We start from the raw sequence: 21,143 nt of genomic DNA, 5'->3' as shown, positions 1-21,143 counted from the left end.
CTGATGCCCTGAGACCGCCATGAACCCGATCCCGTCCTCCGAACCGATCACCAACCTCACCTTCGACGAGCTGCCGCTGGGCGCACGCGCCCGGGTCAGCCGCACGCTGACGCAGGACGACATCGTCGCCTTCGCGCTGGTCTCGGGCGATGTGAACCCGGCCCATGTCGACCCGGAATACGCCAACGCGACCCGCTTCCACGGCACGATCGCGCATGGCATGTGGGCCGGCGCGATGATCTCCTCGCTGCTGGGCACCGAGTTTCCCGGCCCCGGCACGATCTACGAGGGCCAGACGCTGCGCTTTCACCTGCCGGTGCGCGCCGGCGACACGCTGACCGCCGAGGTCATCGTCACCGCGCGCGACACCGAGCGCCACCGCCTGACGCTGGACTGCCAGGTGACCAACCAGACCGGCGCCACCGTCGTCAGCGGCGAGGCGCTGGTGCGCGCGCCGATGCAGAAGGTCAGCCGGGCACGCGCGGCGCTGCCGCAGATGCACCTGTTCGATCCGGACGCCCGGCTGGCGCGCTGGATCGACGGCTGGGCGGCCGACCTGGCCGGGCAGCCGCCGGTGCAGTGCGGCGTGGTCCATCCCTGCGACGCCACCTCGCTGGCCGGCGCGCTGGCCGCCGCCCGGCGCGGCCTGATCGTGCCGTGGCTGATCGGCCCGGAGGCCAGGATCCGCGCGGTGGCCGAGCAGGCCGGGCTGGACCTGGGCGATGCGCGCATCGAGGCGGTCGAGCACAGCCACGCCGCGGCCGCGCGCGCCGCCGAGCTGGCCGCCTCCGGCCAGGTCGAGGTGCTGATGAAGGGCAGCCTGCACACCGACGAGCTGATGCATGCGGTGATCGCCACGCCGGCGCTGCGCACCAAGCGGCGCATCTCGCATGTCTTCCGCTTCGACATTCCGACCTATCCGAAGCCGATCCTGATCACCGACGCGGCGATCAACATCGCGCCGACGCTGGAGGACAAGGCCGACATCGTCGCCAGCGCGATCGACCTGGCGCGGGTGCTGGGCGTGGAGCGGCCGAAGGTCGCGATCCTGTCGGCGGTCGAGACAGTCAACCCGAAGATGGTCTCGACGCTGGACGCCGCGGCGCTGTGCAAGATGGCCGACCGCGGCCAGATCGCCGGCGGCCTGCTCGACGGCCCGCTGGCCTTCGACAACGCGATCTCGGCCGAGGCGGCGCGCATCAAGGGCATCCGCTCGGAGGTGGCCGGCGATGCCGACATCCTGCTGGTGCCCGACCTGGAGTCCGGCAACATGCTGGCCAAGCAGCTCGAGTATCTGGCGGGCGCGGCCGGCTGCGGCATCGTGCTGGGCGCGCGGGTGCCGATCGCGCTGACCAGCCGCGCCGACGGCGAGGCCTCGCGGCTGGCCTCGGCGGCGCTGGCCGCGCGGCTGGCGCTGGCCTGGCGGGAGCGGCGGCCGTGAGCGCCGCCGTCGCTGCGGCCCCGACGGAGGCGGCCGTCCTGGTCGTCAACGCCGGCTCCTCGACCCTGAAGTTCGCGCTCTACCCGCGCAGCGGCGACTCGGCGGCGGAGTTCGCCGCACATCCGTCCTTCGCCAGCGGCCAGCTCGACGGGCTGCAGCCCGGCGGCACGCTGCGGCTGTGCCCGAGCGGCGAGGTGCCGATCGAGCTGCCCTCGCCCGCCGACGAGCATGCACGCTTCGCGGTGGCGCTGCAGGCGCTTCAGCAGCATGTGGCCGAGCGGGCGCCGCAGGCGCAGCTCGTCGCGGTCGCGCACCGCATCGTGCATGGCGGCGGCGAGTTCGTCGCGCCGGTCGTGCTGGATGATGCGGCGCTGCAGCGGCTCGCCGGGCTGGCGCCGCTGGCGCCGCTGCACCAGCCGCACAACCTTGCCGGCGTGGCCGCGCTGCGCGAGGCCTTTCCGGCGCTGCCGCAGGTCGGCTGCTTCGACACCGCCTTTCACGCCAGCCTGCCGGAGCTGGAAACCCGCTTCGCGCTGCCGCAGGCGCTGCATGACGAGGGCATACGCCGCTACGGCTTTCACGGCCTGTCCTATCAGTATCTGATGCAGGTGCTGCCGGCCTTCAGCGCGCGTGCCAGCGGCCGGGTCTTGATGGCGCACCTGGGCAGCGGCGCGAGCCTGTGCGGCGCGATCGGCGGGCGCAGCGCCGCCACGACCATGGGCTTCTCGGCGCTCGACGGCCTGATGATGGGCAGCCGCAGCGGCGCGCTCGACCCCGGCGTGGTGCTGCACCTGTGGCGCCAGGGCTGGACCGAGGCCCAGGTCGAGAAGCTGCTCTACAAGGACAGCGGCCTGCTGGGCGTGTCGGGCCTGGGCGCGGACATGCGGCTGCTGCGCCGTCTGGCCGGCCAGGGCCGGACGCGCGCGCAGCTGGCGATCGACCTGTTCATGCACCGGCTGCGCCGCGAAAGCGGCGCGCTGGCCGCGGTGCTCGGCGGGCTGGATGTGCTGGTGTGCACCGGCGGCATCGGCGAGCATGACGCCGCCACCCGCGCGGCGATGGCCGAGGCGCTGCATTTCCTGGGCGTCTCGATCGATCCGCAGGCCAATGCCGCCGCCACCGGCGACACGGTCCGCGCCATTCACGCCGCCGACAGCGCGGTCGAGGTCTGGGTGGTGCCGACCGACGAGGGCCGGGTCGCCGCGCAGGCGGCCTGGGCGCTGCTGGATGCGGCGCACGACCCGGCGCCACCGGCACCCGACTCGCCCATGTCCCGCGCATCGCTCACCCCCTGATCACGACGGAGATCCACCGTGCACGCCGCTTCCCCGAGTCCTTCCCCCGATCCGGACACCGCCGCCGCCGCGCTGGACCGGGTGCTGATGGCGCGCTCGGCGCCGCTGACCTCCGGCCTGTCGCCGATCTCGCTGTCGCTGGCCTGGCAGGACTGGGCCCAGCATCTGGCCAGCCAGCCCGGCCAGGCGCTGCGGCTGGCCGCGCTGGCCCAGGCCGGCGCGGTGGAATGGGCCGGCCACTGCGCCAGCGGCCTGTGCAGCGACGACGAGACGGTGCGGCGCGACCCGCGCTTCGCCAGCGAGGACTGGCACGCCTGGCCCTGGAGCGGCCTGGCCCATGCCTACAAGCGCAGCGAGCGCTGGTGGGACGAGGCGATGCGCCTGGAGGGCCTGACCCGCCACCACGCCGAGGTGGTGCGCACCTTCGCGCACCAGTGGCTGGACCTGCTCAGCCCGAGCAACCTGCCCTTCAACCCCGAGGTGCTGCGCCGCACCCGGGAGACTGCCGGCGCCAACCTGATCCAGGGCGCGCAGCACGCGCTCGACGACTGGCGCCGCGACCACGGCCTGGCACCGCTGCAGCCACCCGAGCGCGAGTTCCGCCCCGGCATCGAGGTGGCGACCACGCCCGGCGCGGTGGTGATGCGCAACCGCCTGGTCGAGCTGATCCAGTACGCGCCTGCGACCGCCACCGTGCAGGCCGAGCCGGTGCTGATCGTGCCGTCGTGGATCATGAAGTACTACATCCTCGACCTCAGCCCGCACAACTCGATGGTGCGCTGGCTGACCGGGCAGGGCCACACCGTCTTCATCCTGAGCTGGAAGAACCCCGACGCCGGCGACGCCGACCTCGGCATGGACGACTACCTGCGCCTGGGCGTCTTCGACAGTCTGGCGCGCATCGCCGAGCTTGTCCCGGACGAATCGGTGCATGCCTGCGGCTACTGCCTGGGCGGCACGCTGCTGTCGATCGCCGCGGCCGCGCTGGCGCGCCCGGGCCAGGTCGAGGGCGCCGGGCGCCTGGCGCCGCTGGCCTCGGTGTCGCTGCTGGCGGCCGAGACCGACTTCAGCGAGCCCGGCGAGCTGGGCGTGCTGATCGACGAGGCGCAGGTGCAGCTGCTCGAGGCGGTGATGGCCGAGCGCGGCTTCCTGAGCGGGCGGCAGATGGCCGGCTCCTTCCAGTTCCTGCACTCGCGCGATCTGGTCTGGTCGACGCGGATGCAGGAATACCTGCTCGGCCAGCGCAGCCAGCCCAGCGACCTGATGGCCTGGAACGCCGACGTCACCCGCATGCCCGCGCGCATGCACGGCGAGTACCTCAGGCGCTGCTACCTGCACAACGACCTGGCCGAGGACCGCTATCCGGTCGAGGGCCGGCCGGTGTCGCTGTCGGACATCCGCCAGCCGCTGTTCGTCGTGGGCACCGAGAAGGACCATGTCTCGCCGTGGCGCTCGGTCTACAAGGTGCTGCGCCTGACCGAGACCGCGCTCACCTTCGTGCTGACCAGCGGCGGCCACAACGCCGGCATCGTCAGCGAGCCCGGCCACCCCAAGCGCCACTACGCGCTGCTGGCCTGCGGCGCCGAGGATCCGTGGATGAGCCCGGACGACTGGCAGCGCGCCGCACCGCGCCATGAGGGCTCGTGGTGGACCGCCTGGCACGACTGGCTGCTGGCGCACGGCAGCGGCCGCCAGGTGCCGGCGCGCGAGATCGCGCCCGAGGCGGCGCTGATGCCCGCGCCGGGCGCGCATGTGATGGTGCGTTACCCGGACTGAGCGCCCTGAAGATGAAGCGCAGATGAAGGCCGGGGGAAGGGCCGGCCGCCTGCGGTCAACGCCGCAGGTCTTCATGCCGTTGTGCGCGCCATGAACACCGCCCGCCTCGCCCGTCCGTCCCTCCTGCGCGCCGCGCGTCTCGTGCTGCTGGCCGCGCTCTCGGCCGGCACGCTCGGCCTGTCGGGCTGCGGCGGCGGCGTGTCGGTCGGGGTGGGCATCGGCATCGATGCAGGCAGCCACGACGCACCGCCCACCGTCTCGATGAGCATGAGCACCGCCAGCGGCGCCGGCGGCACCACCGTGCGGCTGACCGCCTCGCCCTGGGACGACTACGCGGTCACCCAGGTCGACTTCGAGATGGTCTACCCGGGTGGGGCGGTGCAGCACCTCGGCAGCGTGCGCCGTCCGCCCTGGGTGCTCGACATCTCGCTGCCCTACGGCACCGGCGGCAGCGTGCTGAGCCTGCGCGCCCGCGCCTGGGACGATGCGGGCCAGTCCGGACTGAGCGGCTGGAGCGGCATCAGCGTGTACTGAGCGCGGCCTGGCCGCAGGCGAAGGGCTGCACCGGCGTGGCCGGCGGCTTGTCCAGCAGCCAGACCTCGACGCGGCGATTGCGCTCGCGCCCGGCCTCGGTGTCGTTCGAGGCCACCGCCGCGGCCGGGCCATAGCCCTGCACCACCGCCGGGCGCACGCCGTAGGTCGACAGATCCGCCGCCACCGCGCGGGCCCGCTGCTGCGACAGGCCGATGTTGGCGCAGCGGTCGCCGCGGTCGTCGGAGAAGCCCAGCAGCATCAGCTGGCGCGAGCCGGCGCCATCGCGCTCGAGCAGCCGGGTGATGCGCCCGACATCGCGCAGCGCCTTGTTGTCGAGCTGATCGGAGCCGGGCCGGAAGCGCAGGTTGACCGCCAGCCGCTGCGCGCCGGTGGTCAGGCGGCGGTATTCGGCCGGCACATCGGTGGGCACCACCGCGGTGCCGGGGTCGGCCTCGGGCGCCTGGCCGATGAAGCCGACCGTCTGCGCCACCTTCTGGCCCTCGTCCGACACCGCGAAGTCGGCCAGCCGGCGCGCCAGCGGCTGCGCATCGCGGGCGACATAGAAATACAGCCGACGCGCCAGCGCATAGTCCTCGGTGGCCACGGTGAAGCGGCTCGGGCGCAGCGCCGCCCCCTGGCCGTCGGCCAGCGCCAGCGTCTTGGCCGCCTCGGCATAGGGCAGGCCGACAAAGCCGATCGCCATCGGATCGGCCGCCACCGCCGCGGCCAGCGCGCGGCTGTCCTCATGCCGGGTGGTGCCGGCGGCCAGCGCCTGCTTGTCCAGCACCAGCGCGCGGAAGGTGTCCCAGGTGCCGGACTTCTCGTCGCGGGCATGCAGGCGCACCGCACCGGCCGGCGCGCCCAGCGCCGACCAGTCGCCGGTGCGGCCGGTGAACAGGTCACGCAGCTGCGCCAGCGTGAGCTGCTTGAGCGGATTGCTCGGGTGCACGATCACCGCCACGCCATCGAGCGCGACGATGTACTCGCTGCCCTCGGCCGACAGATCGCCGAGCGCCTTCGTGGCCTCGCGCTCCTGCGCCTGGATCGGCCGCGAGGCCATGCCCAGCTCGGCCTGTCCCGCCGCCAGCGAGGCAAAGGCGGTCGAGGTGCCATGCGAGGCCAGCGCGACCGCCAGCCGCGCGCCATCGGACGGACGGCGTGCCTCGATGCGCAGCTCCTCCGGCGCGGTCGGGGTGGCGGACTGCTCGGTGTAGCCCTCGCGGGCCAGGAAGGCCTTGACCAGCGCCGGTGCCAGCGCGGCGCCGACCGTGTTGGAGCCGTGCAGGCGCAGCAGCGGTGCCGACGCCCCGGCCGCGGCCAAGGGCGGCGAGGGCTCGGCCGGCGCCGCACGGCTGCTCGCGCCGCGCTGCAGCAGCCAGCCGACCAGCGCGGCCAGCACCAGCAACAGGGCCAGCACCGGCAGCAGCCAGCGCCGTGCCGCCGCGGGCGACGCCGCCGCCGCAGGTGCAGCCGGCAGCATCAGCGCGGAGCCGCATTCGCTGCAGCGGCCCGCGCCGTCGGTCAGCGGCTGCGGCTGGCGGCGGGCGGCCAGTCCGCAGGCCTCGGGCAGATTGGTGCAGACACCTCGGTCCGGCGGCATCGCCGGGGGCGTCGTCAGGGGCGTCGTCGAAATCATGGATTCATCCCATCCTGTCGGAGAAGTTCGAGAGCGGCCGCCCCCGGGGCGGACCACGCCGGACCGAGCACGGCGACACGGCGTGCGATCACCTCGCGCAGCCGCGCCGAGGCCGGCACGGCCCCCAGCAGCGGCTGCAGCGCGTCGTCCAGCAGCCGCCGGCGCTCGTCGGCGTCGTCTTGCAGACGCGCCAGCACCGCCGGCCAGTCGGCGCCCAGCGGATGCAGCGCCAGCTCCAGGCCGAAGTCGTCAAGCTCGGCACGCAGCCAGCCCTGCGCGCCCCCGTCGCGCAGCAGATCCAGCGCCTCGGCCAGCAGCAGCCGCGCGGCCCAGGGCGGCACGGGGTTGGGCTGCGGCTCGGGCGGCGATTCAGGCGGCATCTCGGGCGACAGGTCCGGCGGCAGCGCCGGCACCGGCTCGGGCAGCTCGGCCAGCGGCACCGACAGCGCCAGCCAGACCAGCGCGGCCGCACGCGGCCCGAGCGCCGGCAACAGCGCCGCCGCCGGATCGATCCGGTCGCGCAGCGGTGCGGCCAGCGCACGCTGCTGCACCGCCACCGGCGCCGCCAGCCGGGGCTGCAGCCGCGCCAGATCCTGGCCGCGCAGGGCGTCATCCGCCCAGCGCCGCTGCAGCCACTGCACACCCGACTGCGCGACCGACGCCACCACCGGTGCGGCCACCGCGCGGTCGCAGGCCTGGCGCAGGGCCTCGCAGCCGCCGTCCTCGCCGATCTGGTGCGCCAGCGTCTCGAAGCGGGCCGTCTCGCCCAGGCGCAGGAAAAGATCGGCACGCAGCCGGCCCAGCATCTGACGCTGCTCCGGTCCGCTGCTGCCGACCCAGGTGCGCGCCAGCGCCTGCACCAGCTCGGGCCGGTCCAGGCGCTGCGGCCCGGTGGCAGGGTCGATCAGCAGGGCCTGCGCCACCGCTCGGGCCTCGGCCGCGAGGCTGGCCAGCGCCAGATCGACCGCCTCGACCGCCTCCTGACCGCGCTGCCATGCCGTCTGCAGCCGCTCGACCTGACGGAGTTCGCGCCGCGAGCGGGCGGCGGTGGTGCGGGCCTGCGCCCAGGCCTGCAGCGCATGGCTCCAGGCCGACAGATCCGGCACACGTGCGCCCCCGAACCAGCGCGACAGGCCGCCAGCCGGCGCTGGCGGCTCGTCCAGCGCGGCCTGCAGCCGGTCGGCCAGAGCCTCGTCCTGGCGCAGCTGCCGGGTCGCCGCCTCGCCCGCCTGCAGCAGGTGCTGCCGCACCTGCTGCGCCTGCGCCCGCACGCCCTCGAGCGAGAGGCGCCCGCTGCGCCAGTCCTGCCAGAGCCGGGCCTCGACCTCATCGCACCAGCCCTCGGCACGCTGCTGCAGCAGCGCCTCGTCGGCCCGCATCGCGGCCTCGACGCCGCGGCCGTCGAAGCCCTCGTGCACGCCCAGCGCGAACAGCCGGCGCAGCTCCGCCGCCTGCCGGGCCGGCTCGCACTGCTGCACCAGCCCCTGGTAGTGGAGCGCCAGCCGCTGCCACATCGCGCCGGACTGGGCTGCGCCCAGCGTCAGGCCGCGCTCATCCGGCAGCACCGGCAGATCGGCCAGCACCACGGCGGCCGGCGCTGCATCGCCCGGCAGACCCTGGCGCAGCAGCCGCAGCAGCTGCCCCAGCAGCACCTCGGACAAATGCGCGCGCACCGCGGAAAGATCGGCGCGGCACTCGCTCAGCGCCCAGCTGCGCAGCCGGCCGGCGGCCGGCGCCACAGGATCGACGGCATCCGTCGAATCGGCCAGGTCGGCAGAGTCGGCCTGCAGCGCCAGACGCTGCAGCAGCCAGGCGGCCATCGCCTGCGCATCGGCCTGACCGGCCGCAGGCACCCAGCAGACCAGGCCGCCTGCCAGCGGCAGCCGGTCAGCACCGGCGATCCGGTCGAGATGCAGCTCGACCTGCAGCCCGGGCTGGCACGTCCGCAGCTGCTGCAGGCGATCGGCCAGCGCCTGCGGCGACAGCTCCTGCGGCGAGAACACCAGATGCACCCGCTCCGGCGCCTGATCGGCCGGCCAGGGCGGCAGCGGCTCCTCGGCCTCCAGGCACCACCGCGGCGGCAGCGGCGCAGGCAAGGGCTCGGTCACCGGCAGGCCGGGCACGCGCGCCGGCGCCACCTGGTGGCGCCGCTCGAGCGCCTGCAGGATCTGCCGGGCGAACACACCGGTACCAAGGAGGACTTGTCGCATGGCTCGCGACTCTCCTGTCACGATGTGTCATGTTCATGACAGCGGCTCGCCAGCGCTGTCGCGCCCCCCGCACAGGCGGTACGACACGGCACCTCCTGGCGATTTGACTACCTGACCGTACCAGAGCAAGATGAGAAAATCGTAAAGAATTTCACGGATCATCGACCCCATCCTGAGCCGTCCCTGCTCGGATCGACCTTGTCGATCACGCCCGGAATCGGCCTGACGCCCAGCAGAACGATCTGCGAACAAGCACAAAAACCAAGTCCAAGGAACCCCCTCGAACCGGTGTGCCTAATAGATCAACAATCAACAATCAAACCGCAAAAATAACAGGCAGAAATGATTGAGAACGGATCGATTACGTAACCGAAGCTGGACCGCTGCGTTCTTGGACTATTTTTTCACCTGATCCTGCCGCTCACAAACCGACAACAAAGGGCACCCGCGCGGGTGCGCCCACATCATGCTTCATCGCCTCGATCGCTCTTCCCGGCCTGTCCTGCCCGCTCGGCAGGCGCCTGCCGTCGTGCTGGCCTGTGCCGGCGCCCCTGAAGGCGATCTGAACGCGGTGCGCTCGCTGGGCGAGCGCGGCATCACGGTGATCGTGATCGGCGAGTACGCGCAGCCGCCTTCACGCCATTCGCGCCACTGCACGGAGTTCCGGCATGTGCCGGACTTCACCCGCAATCCGCAGCGTCTGGCGCGTGCGCTGCGCGAGATCGAAGCCGAGCACGGCGTGGCGCCAGTGGTCTTCCCGACCGCGGATCCGGATCTGCAGGCGCTGCTGGAGGTTCTGCCCGGTCTGGGCGAGCGCATCCGGCCGGCGCTGGCCGCGCCCGACCTCGTGGCGCAGCTGGTGGACAAGGCGCGCTTCGACGAGCTGGCCCGGCAGCAGGATCTGCCGGTGCCGCGCACCCTGCGGATCGAGCGCATGGCACAGATCGAGGACATCATCGCCGGCGAGATCGCCTTCCCGATGATCGTCAAGCCGGCGCAGCCGGTGGCCTGGCAGCACCCGGGCGTGGAGCCGGCGGTGGCACGCGCCAAGGCGGTGGTGGTCGAGACGCCGGAGCGGCTGCGCGAGATCGCGCGGATGCTGGCGCCGCATGGCTTCCACATCATCGCGCAGGACTATGTGCCGGGCGGCGACAGCGAGCATTTCACCGTCGATGTCTACATCGGCCCGGACGGTGCGGTGCGCGCCAGCAGCTGCGGGCGCAAGCTGCGCCACGATCCGCCGCATGTCGGCAGCGGCTCCTACTGCGAGAACCTGCGCCTGCCCGAGCTGGAGATGCTCGCCGCCGAGGTGCTGACCCGCATCGGCTATCGCGGCGTGGCCAATCTCGACTTCAAGCGCCACGAACTCACCGGGGAGTACAAGCTGCTGGAGATCAATCCGCGGCTGAGCCAGTGGCACATCCTGACGACGCGCTGCGGCATGAACCTGCCCGAGATGGCCTGGCGCGATGCCTGCGGCCTGCCGGCAGCCGCGCCCTCGAAACGCCGCACCGGCCTGCGCTATCTCAACGAGAAAAGCGACTTCCGCGCCGCGCGCCAGTATGTGCGCGAGGGCGAGCTGAGCTGGTCGCGCTACCTGGGCACGCTGCTGCGTCCCGGCACGGTGCGCCAGCTCGCGCCGATGGACGATCTGGGCCCGGCGCTGCACCTGACGCGCGACTGGTTCGCGCAGAAGCTGGTCCGGCGCGCCCGGCCGGCAAGCCCGGCCGCGTCACGCCCATCGATGCAGACGATCTTCGAGGAAGCCGAGGATCCGGCCTTCAAGGGGCGCTGAAGCGCCAGTGCGCCCGCGCCCTCAGGAGGCGCCCAGTACCTCGAGCAGCGCATCGCCATAGGCCGCCAGCTTGCGGCCGCCCACGCCGCTGACCTGGCCCAGCTCGTCGAGCGTGCCGGGCTGGCGGCGCGCCATCTCGATCAGCGTGGCGTCGTTGAAGACCAGATAGGCCGGAATGTTGTGCTCGCGCGCAACGCCGGAGCGCCAGGCACGCAGCGCCTCGAAGCGCTCGAGCTGCTGTCCGACCAGATCGGCCGGTGCGGAGCGCGCGCCCCTGCCCGCGGCATCGGCGCCCGCACGGCCTCGCTTCGCGCGTCCGCGCACCGGCTCGGCCGGCACCCGCATCTGCAGCCGCACCTCGCCGCGCAGCACCGCGCGCGCCGAGTCGGTCAGCGCCAGCGTGCCGTACTCGCCCTCGGCCACCACATGGCCCAGCGCGACGAGCTGGCGCAGCACCGCGCGCCACTGCGCCTCCGACAGGTCCGCGCCGATGCCGAAGGTGCTCAGGCCGGCGTGGCCGTACTGGCCGACCTTGTCGGTCGGCTTGCCTCGCAGCACGTCGATCAGATGCACCGCGCCGAAGCTGCGCGGCCCCTGGGTCTCGCGGCCGTGCTGGGCGAAGCGGTAGATGCAGCTCAGTGCCTTGCGCGCGGCGTCGGTGCTGTCCCAGGTCGAGGGCGGATGCAGGCAGTTGTCACAGTTGCCGCAGGGGCCGCTGGCCTCGCCGAAGTAGGCCAGCAGGCGCACGCGGCGACAGTCATGCGCCTCGGCCAGCGCCAGCAGCGCGTCGAGCTTGCCGCGCTGCACCCGCTTGAACTCGTCGGCGGCCGGGCTGTCGTCGATCATGCGGCGCTGGTGCACCACGTCGGCCAGGCCGTAGGTCATCCAGGCGTCGGCGGGCTGGCCGTCGCGGCCGGCGCGGCCGGTCTCCTGGTAGTAGCCCTCGATGTTCTTGGGCAGGTCGAGGTGGGCGACGAAGCGCACGTCCGGCTTGTCGATGCCCATGCCGAAGGCGATGGTGGCCACCATCACCAGCCCTTCTTCGCGCAGGAAGCGGTCCTGGTGGTGCTTTCGGGTGCCGGCATCCAGCCCGGCGTGATAGGGCAGCGCCGGCACGCCCTCGCCCTGCAGCCAGGCCGCCGTCTCCTCCACCTTCTTGCGGCTGCCGCAGTAGATGACCCCGGCGTCGCCCTCGTGCTCGTCGCGGATGAAGCGCAGCAGCTGGGTGCGCGCGTTGTCGCGCTCGACGATGGTGTAGCGGATGTTGGGCCGGTCGAAGCTGCTGACGAACAGGCGCGCCGCCTGCAGCTGCAGCCGCTCGACGATGTCGGCGCGGGTGTGGTCGTCGGCGGTGGCGGTCAGCGCGATGCGTGGCACCGAGGGGAAGCGCTCGTGCAGCGCGCTCAGGCCCAGGTACTCCTCGCGGAAGTCGTGGCCCCACTGGCTGACGCAGTGCGCCTCGTCGATCGCGAACAGGCCCAGCAGGCCACGCTCGTGCAGCGACTCCATCATCGCCAGGAAGCGCGGCGTCAGCAGCCGCTCCGGCGCCACGTAGAGCAGCGTCAGCCGCCCAGCCAGCAGGTCGCGCTCGACCGCCGAGGCCTCCTGCGCGCCCAGCGAGGAGTTCAGGAAGGCCGCCGGCACGCCGACCTCGTCGAGCGCGCCGACCTGGTCCTGCATCAGCGCGATCAGCGGGCTGACCACCACCGTGACCCCCTGGCCGGCGCCATGGCGCACGATCGCCGGGATCTGGTAGCACAGACTCTTGCCGCCGCCGGTGGGCATCAGCACCAGCGCGTCGCCGCCGTCGATCACCTGCTCGACGATGTCCTGCTGCTGGCCGCGGAAGGCGGGATAGCCGAACACCTCGGCAAGCACGCGCCGCGCGGCGGCGACGGTGGGGGACGGCGGGTTCGGGTCGGACGCGTTCATGATCGGGCCGATGGTACGCGAGGCCGGCGTGCGCATCCGCTCACCCCGAATGGGGAGACGCACCTGCCGCCACGCCCGCCGCCGGTCGCGGCATGCCCCACAGCACCGCCATCTCGGTGTACATCGACGGGCTGACCAGCCGGGCCACCGCGCCCGACAGCAGCGCGCAGGCCATCAGGCTCAGCACCATCGCCTGGCCGGAGACCATCTCCATGACGATGATGAAGGCGGTGATCGGCCCCTGGGTGGTCGCCGACAGGAAGCCGACCATGCCCAGCGCCACCAGCGCGACCGATTCCGGCCGTCCGGCCAGACCGGCCAGCCGCGCGATGTCCTGCCCGAGCCCGGCGCCGATCGCCAGCGAGGGCGCGAAGGTGCCCGCCGGCACGCCACTCCAGGCCGACAGCCAGGTGGCGACGAACTTCAGCAGCGTGTAGAGCGGCGGCAGCCCGTCGTCGCCGTGCTCGAGCAGCGCGCGCGTCGGGTGGTAGCCGGCGCCGGCGGTCGCGCCCGATGTCACCAGGCCGATCAGGCCGACCGCCAGCCCGCAGGCGGCGGCAAAGCGCAGCGGATGCGAGGCACGCCAGCGGCTGACGCGGTCGCTGCCACCCTGCGCGCACAGCACCAGCAGCCGCGAGAACAGCCCGCCGGCCAGTCCGGCGGCCAGCGCCACCGCCAGGCCGGGCGCCAGCAGGCTCCAGTCCAGCACCGGCACCACCAGCGCGCCGAAATAGCTCTCGTTGCCGAAGACCGAGATCGACACCAGGCCGGCCAGCACGATCGCGGCGATCGTCAGATTGCTGTGGCGCAGGTCGCGCCGGCGGGTGAGCTGCTCGATCGCGAAGACGATGCCGCCCAGCGGCGTGTTGAAGGCCGCGGCCACCCCGGCGGCGGCGCCAGCCACCATCAGGTCGTGCGCGTCGATGCCGCTGCCGGGCGACAGCCAGCGCCGCGCGCCCAGCATCACGCCGGCGCCGACCTGCACCGTCGGCCCCTCGCGGCCGATCGACAGGCCGCCGAGCAGCCCGGCGCAGGTCAGCAGCAGCTTCTGCAGCGCCAGCCGGGGCGAGACCAGCGCCGAGACGCGCTCGGGCGGGGTGTCGTCATGCAGCGCGGCGAGCACCTGCGGAATGCCGGAGCCGCCGGCCTCGCGGGCGAAGCGGCGAGTCCACATCAGCACCGCGACCGTCAGCACCGGCGTCCACAGCAGCGCCAGCAGCGCGCCGGTCCAGCCCGAGCCCTGCAGCGCCACCCAGGTGCCGGTGGCCAGATCGGCCAGCGCGGTGAAGGCGGTCACCACCAGCCCGGTCAGCAGCGCGAACACCAGCACCACGCTGCGGTCGATCCACTGGCGCCCGGAGCGCATCTCGCGCAGCAGCGGCTCGATCAATGCACGCAGGGAACGGTCGGGAGGCAGGGACATCAGACGCGGGTCATCACCAGAGAGGGGGACGGCGCCGGGCGGCGCGGAAGACGGGCGGTGCGGCACAATTGTCCCCCAGTTCTCTACACACCACGGCCGCCGTCGCATCCGCCCGATGCCCCGGCCGGCCCCACCGTTCCAGGAGCGAGCGCCCATGGCCTCCGTCAACAAAGTCATCCTCATCGGCAACCTCGGCCGCGACCCGGAAGTGCGCTACGCGCCCAGCGGCTCGGCCATCTGCAACGTCACCATCGCCACCTCGCGCAACTGGAAGGACAAGGCCTCCGGCGAGCGCCAGGAAGAGACCGAATGGCACCGCGTCGTCTTCTATGACCGCCTGGCCGAGATCGCCGGCGAATACCTGCGCAAGGGCCGTCCGGTCTATGTCGAGGGCCGCCTGAAGACCCGCAAGTGGCAGAAGGACGGCGTCGACCAGTACACCACCGAGATCATCGCCGACCAGATGCAGCTGCTGGGCGGCCGCGAGGACGGCGCCGCAGGCGGCTCGGGCGGCGGCAACCGTGGCGGCAGCCGCAGCGTCGGGGGCGACTTCGGCGACGACGCCGAGTCCGGCTACACCCCGGCACCGGCCCCGCGCGCCCCGATGCGCCAAGCCGCCCCGGCCCCGCGTCCGGCCCCCCGCCCCGCCCCGGCCCCCGCGCCGAAGTCGTCGACCGGCTTCGACGACATGGATGACGACATTCCGTTCTGATTCCCGGCGACCCGCACCGTGACGGAGCCACGCTGGAGATCCTGATGCTGGACGCCCTCGTCATCCGGAACTTCCGCTGCCTGCAGGACTTCCATGTCAGCCGGCTCGGCCGGGTCAACCTGATCGTCGGCAGGAACAATGCCGGCAAGAGCACGGTGCTGGATGCGCTCCGAATCCACGCCGGCCGTGCCGGCCGGGAAGTGCTCGAGAGCATCACCCTGGCCCGCGACGAATCGCTGAAGGACCTGTTTCCCGGACATGGCTTCCCGGCGGGCGACGACTGGACCGATGCGATCCAGATCGGCGACCCCACCGACCCGGCATCCATGCTGCGCCTGCTGCACGCGCATGTCGGCGACACCGAGGAGCAGGTGCAGGCGGCCGACGGCGGCACCACGGTGCGCATCACCACGCGCCGGGTGCCGAAGCAGGATCTCGCCCGCTTTCCCGGCCGGACCGAGCAGGCCTTGTTCGTCCTGCTGCAGGACCGGCCGCTGGCCACGGTCTTCCTGGATTCGGAGCGTCGCGTGCCGGACCCGCTGCCCGCCGTGCCCTGCGGACTGGTGCGCACCCGATGGATGTCGATGGACGAGCTCGCCGCGCAGTGGGACCGCATCGTGTTCACCGAGCACGAGGACATCGTCCGGCGGGCGCTGAGGCTCATCACGCCGGAGTTCGAGAACCTCACCTTCGTCCAGATCGGCAGCCCTGCCGGCGGACATCGCAGCGCCAAGGTCAAGCTGTCGAACACCGGTTCTCCGGTCGCGCTGAAGAGCCTGGGCGACGGCATGCAGCGCATCCTGCAGATCGCGCTGCAGCTGGTCTCGGCACGCGGCGGGCTGCTTCTGGTCGACGAGTTCGAGAACGGTCTGCACTACAGCGTGCAGGAACAGGTCTGGTCGCTGCTGTTCGAGATGGCCGAGCGGCTCGACCTCCAGATCTTCGCCACCACCCACAGCTGGGACTGCATCGAGAGCTTTTCACGGATGGCCCGGCAGCGGCAAGACATCGACGGCGTGCTGTTCCGCATGGGGCGCAGCCTGCGCCGCAGCGACCACGGCCGGATCATCGCCACCGTCTTCGACGAGGCGGCGCTGCACGACATCACCCAGGCCGAGGTGGAGGTGCGCTGATGCCCGCGCCTGCACTGCCCAATCTGCTGCTCGTCGAGGGCACGTCGGACCAGCTCTTCTTCAGGGCCCTGTGCCGGACCCTGGGGCTGGACACCAGGACCACGGTCAAGGTGGCACCGCCCCGCGAGCTGCAGGCCTCGGCCTTCAATACCAAGCAGGGCGTGCTCAACCATCTGCCCGTGCTGCTGCGCCAGCTGGACGACGGGCAGCTCCGGCATCTGGGCGTGGTGATCGACGCGGACTCCCCGCCCGATGGCGGATTCCCGGCCACGCGGGACCGGATCACCCGGGACCTGGCGGGCTTCGGGTACAGCCTGAAGCCCGAACACCCGCACTCGGCCGGACTGCTGTTCGCCCACGACGACGGGCTGCCGGACATCGGCGTCTGGGTCATGCCCGACAACAGCGGCGACGGCACGCTGGAGAACTGGGTGCGGCGCAGCCTCCACGAAGGGGAGCAGCCGCTGTTCGACCATGCCTGCGCGGTCGTGAACGCCCTGCCGCAACCGCACCGGTTCAGACCGACGCAGCGCGCCAAGGCGGAAATGGCCACCTGGCTGGCATGGCAGTCCCGTCCGGGCTTCGGCATCGACCAGGTGATCACCTCGGGTCTGCTCGACCCGGACGGTCCGGACGGCCGCCCGCTGCGCGACTGGCTGCTCACCGTATTTCCCGCCTCACACCAGCCCGCCCCCCGGCCCTGACGCCCCCGCCACCCGCGCATCGAACACCCGCGCCAGCCGCGCCGCGTCCAGCCCGTACATGCGGCCGAGCAGGCCGGCGAGCAGCACGCGGTAGTCGTTGAGCACCGGCCAGTCGCGGCCCTGGTGCAGCGTGGCGAAGCCGACCGGCACCTGCTCGCCGGCGATGCGGCCGCCGCGCACGGCGCCGCCCAGCACCATCCAGGTGGTGCCGTGGCCGTGGTCGGTGCCGCGGCTGCCGTTCTCGCGGAAGGTGCGGCCGAACTCGCTCATCACCACGACCACGGTGTCGCGCCAGGCGGCCTCGCCCAGCTCGGCGGCGAAGCCGGCCAGGCCGCGGCCGAGTTCGCCGGCCCGCGTGGCCAGCGAGCCGGTGGCGCCGCCCTGGCCGACATGCGTGTCCCAGCCGCCGATGTCGACGAAGCCCAGGCGCCAGCGCTCGCGCATCAGCCGGGCGATGCGGCGGGCCTCACCCTCGAAGCCGCGTGCGGAGATCGCGCCGCGGCCGGCCGGCTCCATGCCCGGCGCCAGGTCCTGCTGCGCCATGCGGCGCACCTCCAGCCCGTCGTCGACCGCGCCGGCCAGCGCGGTGCCGGCGTACATCTGGCGCAGCCGCGCCGCCTGACGCGCATCGATGCCGGCCAGGCTGGCGCCGTCGAGCGCCTGGTTGGGCACCGCGATGTCGCCGCGCAGGATCAGCGGCAGCTCGCGCGTCAGCGCGATCACCTCGCCGCGGCCGGCGCCGATCTCGGCGGCCAGGCGGTTCATCCAGCCGCTGCGGCGCACCTCGGCGGGCGAGCCGTCGGCCGCGCCCATCTCCAGCCGGTCCTGCGTCTCGAAATGGCTGCGCGACAGGTCATGGATGCCGGTGAAGGGCACGAAGGCCAGCTCGCCGCGGGCGTAGAGCGGCAGCAGGCTGTCGCCCAGCGCCGGGGCCAGCGCCCAGTCGACCTCGCCAGGCAGGGCCAGCGCAGCCTCGGCACCGCCGCCCGGCCGGGCGATGGCGATGCGCGGGCGCGCCGTCAGGTAGTCGTCGCTGGCCGCCGGCACCAGCAGGCTGGCCATGTCGCAGGCGCCGCGCAGGAAGACCACCAGCAGCCGAGGCGAGTCTGCCGGCGCGGCCCTCAGCCGCCAGGGCGTGGCCAGCCCGGCCAGCGCGGCAGCGCCCAGCAGCCGGCGGCGGGTCGACATCATCGGGCGCGGGTCGGAACGCATCATGGATCTCCTTCGAATGAGCGAAGACATCGGCCGGCCCGCCCGCGCACTTCAGCCGCGCATGAACTCCGGCGCGGACAGCAGCAGCGCGTTGCGCTCCTGCGGGGTGCGGACCTGATCGAGCACGCCGCGGCTGCGCTCGCCCAGCGGCAGCAGCTGGCCGGTCTCGTCGAGCAGCGCGACCGGCCGCGGCGGCGCCGCAAAGGCCCGCGCCAGCGCACGCGCCACATCGAAGCGCGCCACCATCTGGCCGGCACCGGCCCAGGACGCCTCGTCGAGCGGATAGCCGTCGGGCGTCTGCCGGCCGAAAGGGCGCTGGCCGAGCCGGCCCAGCGCGCTCCACAGCGGCGCGGTGTCGAGCACCGGCACGCTCTCGCCCGCCAGCCGCGCGGCCGACACCACATAGAGCAGCGGCTCCTTGAAGCGCCTCCCCAGCGAGGCCTCGAACTCCGGATCGGCGAACAGCAGCGCCAGCACCGGCGCGATCGCGCCGTCCTCGTCGAGAAAGCGCCGGCCCAGGCGTTCGATCAACCCCGCCGAACCCGGCACGCCGAGCCAGAACAGCGCCAGCTTCGTGCAGAGATGGCGGGCGGTGGCCGGATGGCGCGCCAGCAGCCGCAGCGCCTCGACGATCTCCTCGCGACCACGCCCGCCGGCCAGGCGCCGGCCCAGCAGCGTCTTGTCGCCGTCGTCATGGCGCGCCGGGTTGAACTCGGCCAGGCCATCGCGCCAGTGCTGCGGCTGCTGCGCCGGCTTCATCTTCGGCAGCTGGCCCGGCTCGGCCAGGCTCAGGCCCAGGCCGCTCAGCACCCGGGCCAGCTCCTGAACGTCGCGCTGGGTGTAGCCGCCGTCCACGCCCAGCGTGTGCAGCTCCAGCAGCTCGCGCGCGTGGTTCTCGTTCAGGCGCCCGGCGGCGCTGGACTCGTTGTCGAGATAGCGCAGCATCGCCGGCTGGAAGGTGGCGGCCTGCAGCAGATCCTCGAAGCGGCCGAGCGCGCGCTCGCGCAGCGCCTGCTCATGGTCGCCGACCAGCGCCCGCAGATTGGACTTGGCCGCGGCAACGCTGAAATGGTTGCTCCAGAACCAGGTCATGCGCTCGCGCACCCCGTGGGGCGAGTGCAGCGCCAGCAGCAGCGTGCGGTCGACCGCCTCGCGATGCAGCTCGTCGAGCCGGCGGTTGGCAGCCTGCCGGTCCTCGCTGCGGCGCAGCTGCTCGATCTGCTGCAGCCGCGCCAGCGGACCCATCGTCACGATCGACATCGCCTCCAGCCGCGCCTGCACCGGTGCGGGCAGGCCTTCGCCGGACGCGGGCCGCAGCAGGCTGGCGATCATGCGGCGGCGCCCGCGCTCGTGCCAGCGCAGCGCGGTGGCGGCATCGATGCCCCAGCCCAGCCGCTCGGCGCAGGCACGCTCGGACGGCGGCAGCCGCGGCGGCGTCCGCGGCCGGCCCGAGGGCGCCGAGACACAGCCGGCCAGCATCAGCGCGCCCGCACCCAGGCCCTGCCGCAGCAGCAAACGCCGTACCGGATCCTGAGCTTCTGATGAAGCCGGCAATTTTTGCTGCATTGCAGCATCAGCATCAGGGGTTCTGCACATCGACAAGCTCAAGACCAAGGGTTGCCCCGTATATTGACGTCATGAATACCCCCCCGGCTTCCCCGACACGGCAGCGCGCCTGGTGGCGCTGGGTGCCGATCCGCCGGCTGGATGCCTCGCATCGCAGCCGCATCGAACGCCATCTGCTGGCACTGAGCGCGCATGACCGCTATCTGCGCTTCGGCTACCCGGCCAGCGACGAGCGCATCCGGCAGCATGTGGCCTCGATCGACTTCCAGCAGGATGAGGTGTTCGGCATCTTCGATCATCGCCTGCAACTGCTGGCGATCTCCCATCTGGCCTGCTGCGATGTGGCCGGAGCCCACCACGGCATGCGCCGGATGGCGGAGTTTGCCGTGTCGGTGGATCTGCGGGCCCGTGGGCGCGGCCACGGCACGCGCCTGTTCGACCATGCGGTGCGCCATGCGCGCAATCACGGCATCGACCGGATCTACATCCATGCGCTCAGCGAGAACACCGCGATGCTGCGTATCGCGCGCCAGGCCGGCGCCGAGCTGCGCAACGAGGGCGGCGAGACCGAGGCCTGGCTGCACCTGCCGCCCGACACGCTGATGAGCCAGCTCGAGGAGCTGTTCGCGCGTCAGGCCACCGAGCTGAGCTACCAGTCGCGGCGCGGCCAGCGCCAGTGGCGCCACCTGCTGGCGCTCGGCCGCCATCTGCTGCAGCCCGGGCGCTGAGCACGCCCTGCCCCGGCCGGACGACGGACGGCAGGTCTGCCCATGATCGACGGCTGTTGCAAACAGCAAATCTGTTGACATGGCGTTACATAATGGCACCCATGGGGTGCCAATTGCCGGTTCAGGTGGCCGATAGAGCGGCGTAGGCATCCACCGCCTTCACCTTGCAAACTCTCGGAACCTCCCATGCCCATCCAAGTCTGGATCCTCGCCCTCGCCGCGATCGCAGGCATCATCGGTCTGGCGGTACTGGTCCTGCGGCGCTCCGGGGCGGCCGCCAGCGGCAACGCCGAGCTGCCCACCGAATGGCCGCTGACCCAACGCCCCATCTTCTCGCCCGAGGAACGCGCGCTCTACCGCCAGCTGCGCACCGCGCTGCCGCACCACATGATCCTGGCCAAGCTGCCGCTGGTGCGCTTCTGCCAGCCCGAAGACCGCGAGGAGCTGCGCTACTGGTTCAACCTGCTCGGCCCGATCCATGTGAGCTTCGTCGTCTGCGCCGACAACGGCAAGGTGCTGGCCGCGGTCGACATCGAACGGCCGAGCCGGCCGGCCTCCAAGCGCACCGCGGCGATCAAGCTGGCGGTGCTCGACGCCTGCCGGGTGCGCTATGTGCGCTGCCGCGCCGACCAGCTGCCGACCGCGGCCGAGCTGCAGCTGCTGGTGCCCGCCAGCGGCGACAGCCAGCGCCCGGCGGTGCCGGGCAGCCCGGACGACACGACCGCGCAGCGCCGCTCGACGCTGGCCAACGCGGTGCGCAACGGCGCACCGGCCAACGGCGCGAGCAGCCAGTGGTATGAGTCGGGCTTCTCGCACGACTCCTTCTTCGCGCCGGAAACCCAGCGCGACCCCTTCGACGACTCGCCGCGCGCCACCCCAGCCGGCGCGCCCAACGGCACCGGCGCCGTGAATGGCCACCGCAGCTGGGCCGGCCAGTCGACCAGCAAGTTCAACCCCGGCGACTTCGGCCCGCCGGGCGACGCCGCCGGCGACATCGTCGGCAAGCGCTGACCCGCGGCGGGCGGACCCTGCCGCCGGCCCGGACG

At 72.8% G+C, this 21,143-nt stretch carries 16 protein-coding genes; 10 read left to right on the top strand and 6 right to left on the bottom strand.

What is annotated here, in order from left to right; translation table 11 throughout:
* Positions 1 to 19 precede the first annotated feature (19 nt).
* The 4 genes from HZU84_RS13945 to HZU84_RS13930 all read left to right on the top strand — a co-directional run bounded on the left by HZU84_RS13945 (position 20) and on the right by HZU84_RS13930 (position 5,046).
* Positions 20 to 1,441, top strand: a complete 1,422-nt coding sequence (locus tag HZU84_RS13945) for a bifunctional enoyl-CoA hydratase/phosphate acetyltransferase (protein WP_149502552.1) — start codon at positions 20 to 22, stop codon at positions 1,439 to 1,441.
* Positions 1,438 to 2,736 carry an acetate/propionate family kinase gene (locus tag HZU84_RS13940; protein ID WP_149502551.1) on the top strand — a complete coding sequence of 433 codons (1,299 nt, stop codon included), beginning with the start codon at positions 1,438 to 1,440 and terminating at the stop codon, positions 2,734 to 2,736. The genes HZU84_RS13945 and HZU84_RS13940 overlap by 4 nt, the downstream gene beginning before the upstream one ends.
* An 18-nt stretch (positions 2,737 to 2,754) precedes the next feature.
* Positions 2,755 to 4,512: a PHA/PHB synthase family protein gene (locus tag HZU84_RS13935; protein WP_244954408.1), complete on the top strand. Its 1,758-nt coding sequence runs from the start codon at positions 2,755 to 2,757 to the stop codon at positions 4,510 to 4,512.
* A gap of 90 nt (positions 4,513 to 4,602) precedes the next feature.
* Positions 4,603 to 5,046 carry a DUF4175 domain-containing protein gene (locus tag HZU84_RS13930; protein ID WP_149502550.1) on the top strand — a complete coding sequence of 148 codons (444 nt, stop codon included), beginning with the start codon at positions 4,603 to 4,605 and terminating at the stop codon, positions 5,044 to 5,046.
* On the opposite strand, the gene HZU84_RS13925 is transcribed toward HZU84_RS13930, so the two are convergent.
* Both HZU84_RS13925 and HZU84_RS13920 read right to left on the bottom strand, forming a co-directional pair.
* Positions 5,033 to 6,682 carry a substrate-binding domain-containing protein gene (locus HZU84_RS13925; protein ID WP_149502549.1) on the bottom strand — a complete coding sequence of 550 codons (1,650 nt, stop codon included), beginning with the start codon at positions 6,680 to 6,682 and terminating at the stop codon, positions 5,033 to 5,035. The genes HZU84_RS13930 and HZU84_RS13925 overlap by 14 nt on opposite strands.
* Entirely contained in the window at positions 6,679 to 8,892 is a 2,214-nt protein-coding gene (locus HZU84_RS13920) for a hypothetical protein (protein ID WP_149502548.1), read from the bottom strand. Before HZU84_RS13920 ends, HZU84_RS13925 begins: the two co-directional genes overlap by 4 nt.
* A gap of 529 nt (positions 8,893 to 9,421) precedes the next feature.
* Between HZU84_RS13920 and HZU84_RS13915 the strand changes: the two genes are divergently transcribed.
* Entirely contained in the window at positions 9,422 to 10,687 is a 1,266-nt protein-coding gene (locus HZU84_RS13915) for a carboxylate--amine ligase (protein WP_149502547.1), read from the top strand.
* A gap of 21 nt (positions 10,688 to 10,708) precedes the next feature.
* On the opposite strand, the gene recQ is transcribed toward HZU84_RS13915, so the two are convergent.
* On the bottom strand, positions 10,709 to 12,619 hold the full coding sequence (recQ, locus tag HZU84_RS13910; RefSeq protein WP_149502546.1) for a DNA helicase RecQ: 1,911 nt from the start codon (positions 12,617 to 12,619) through the stop codon (positions 10,709 to 10,711).
* A 40-nt stretch (positions 12,620 to 12,659) separates the two neighbouring features.
* Positions 12,660 to 14,042: a chloride channel protein gene (locus HZU84_RS13905; RefSeq protein WP_149502545.1), complete on the bottom strand. Its 1,383-nt coding sequence runs from the start codon at positions 14,040 to 14,042 to the stop codon at positions 12,660 to 12,662.
* 154 nt (positions 14,043 to 14,196) lie between these two features.
* Here HZU84_RS13905 and ssb point away from each other — a divergent pair, with 154 nt between their 5' ends.
* Genes ssb through HZU84_RS13890 form a run of 3 tightly spaced genes read left to right on the top strand, consistent with a single transcriptional unit; the run spans position 14,197 to position 16,591 of the window.
* On the top strand, positions 14,197 to 14,754 hold the full coding sequence (gene ssb / locus HZU84_RS13900) for a single-stranded DNA-binding protein (protein WP_149502544.1): 558 nt from the start codon (positions 14,197 to 14,199) through the stop codon (positions 14,752 to 14,754).
* A 44-nt stretch (positions 14,755 to 14,798) separates the two neighbouring features.
* A complete protein-coding gene (locus HZU84_RS13895) occupies positions 14,799 to 15,887 on the top strand; it encodes an AAA family ATPase (protein ID WP_149502543.1) in 1,089 nt (362 codons plus the stop codon).
* Positions 15,887 to 16,591, top strand: coding sequence for a DUF3226 domain-containing protein (locus HZU84_RS13890; protein ID WP_149502542.1), 705 nt, complete (start codon positions 15,887 to 15,889; stop codon positions 16,589 to 16,591). Before HZU84_RS13895 ends, HZU84_RS13890 begins: the two co-directional genes overlap by 1 nt.
* Here the strand turns inward: HZU84_RS13890 and HZU84_RS13885 are convergent.
* A complete protein-coding gene (locus HZU84_RS13885; protein ID WP_149505131.1) occupies positions 16,565 to 17,779 on the bottom strand; it encodes a DUF1501 domain-containing protein in 1,215 nt (404 codons plus the stop codon). The genes HZU84_RS13890 and HZU84_RS13885 overlap by 27 nt on opposite strands.
* Positions 17,780 to 17,854: 75 nt before the next feature.
* Positions 17,855 to 19,318, bottom strand: a complete 1,464-nt coding sequence (locus HZU84_RS13880) for a DUF1800 domain-containing protein (protein ID WP_180692961.1) — start codon at positions 19,316 to 19,318, stop codon at positions 17,855 to 17,857.
* Positions 19,319 to 19,440: 122 nt separating this feature from the next.
* On the opposite strand from HZU84_RS13880, the gene HZU84_RS13875 reads away from it, so the two are divergent.
* Both HZU84_RS13875 and HZU84_RS13870 read left to right on the top strand, forming a co-directional pair.
* The gene (locus HZU84_RS13875; RefSeq protein ID WP_149502540.1) at positions 19,441 to 20,097 is read left to right on the top strand and encodes a GNAT family N-acetyltransferase; all 657 of its coding nucleotides are present in this window, start codon (positions 19,441 to 19,443) and stop codon (positions 20,095 to 20,097) included.
* Between the two features lie 186 nt (positions 20,098 to 20,283).
* Complete coding sequence (locus HZU84_RS13870) at positions 20,284 to 21,108, top strand: DUF2726 domain-containing protein (protein ID WP_149502539.1); 825 nt, start codon at positions 20,284 to 20,286, stop codon at positions 21,106 to 21,108.
* The last annotated feature ends 35 nt before the right edge of the window (positions 21,109 to 21,143 follow it).

The sequence above is a fragment of the Sphaerotilus sulfidivorans genome (assembly GCF_013426975.1).
GTDB lineage: Bacteria > Pseudomonadota > Gammaproteobacteria > Burkholderiales > Burkholderiaceae_C > Sphaerotilus > Sphaerotilus sulfidivorans.
Note: the sequence above shows the minus strand (reverse complement) of the source record. Positions and strands in the feature narration are given on the sequence as shown.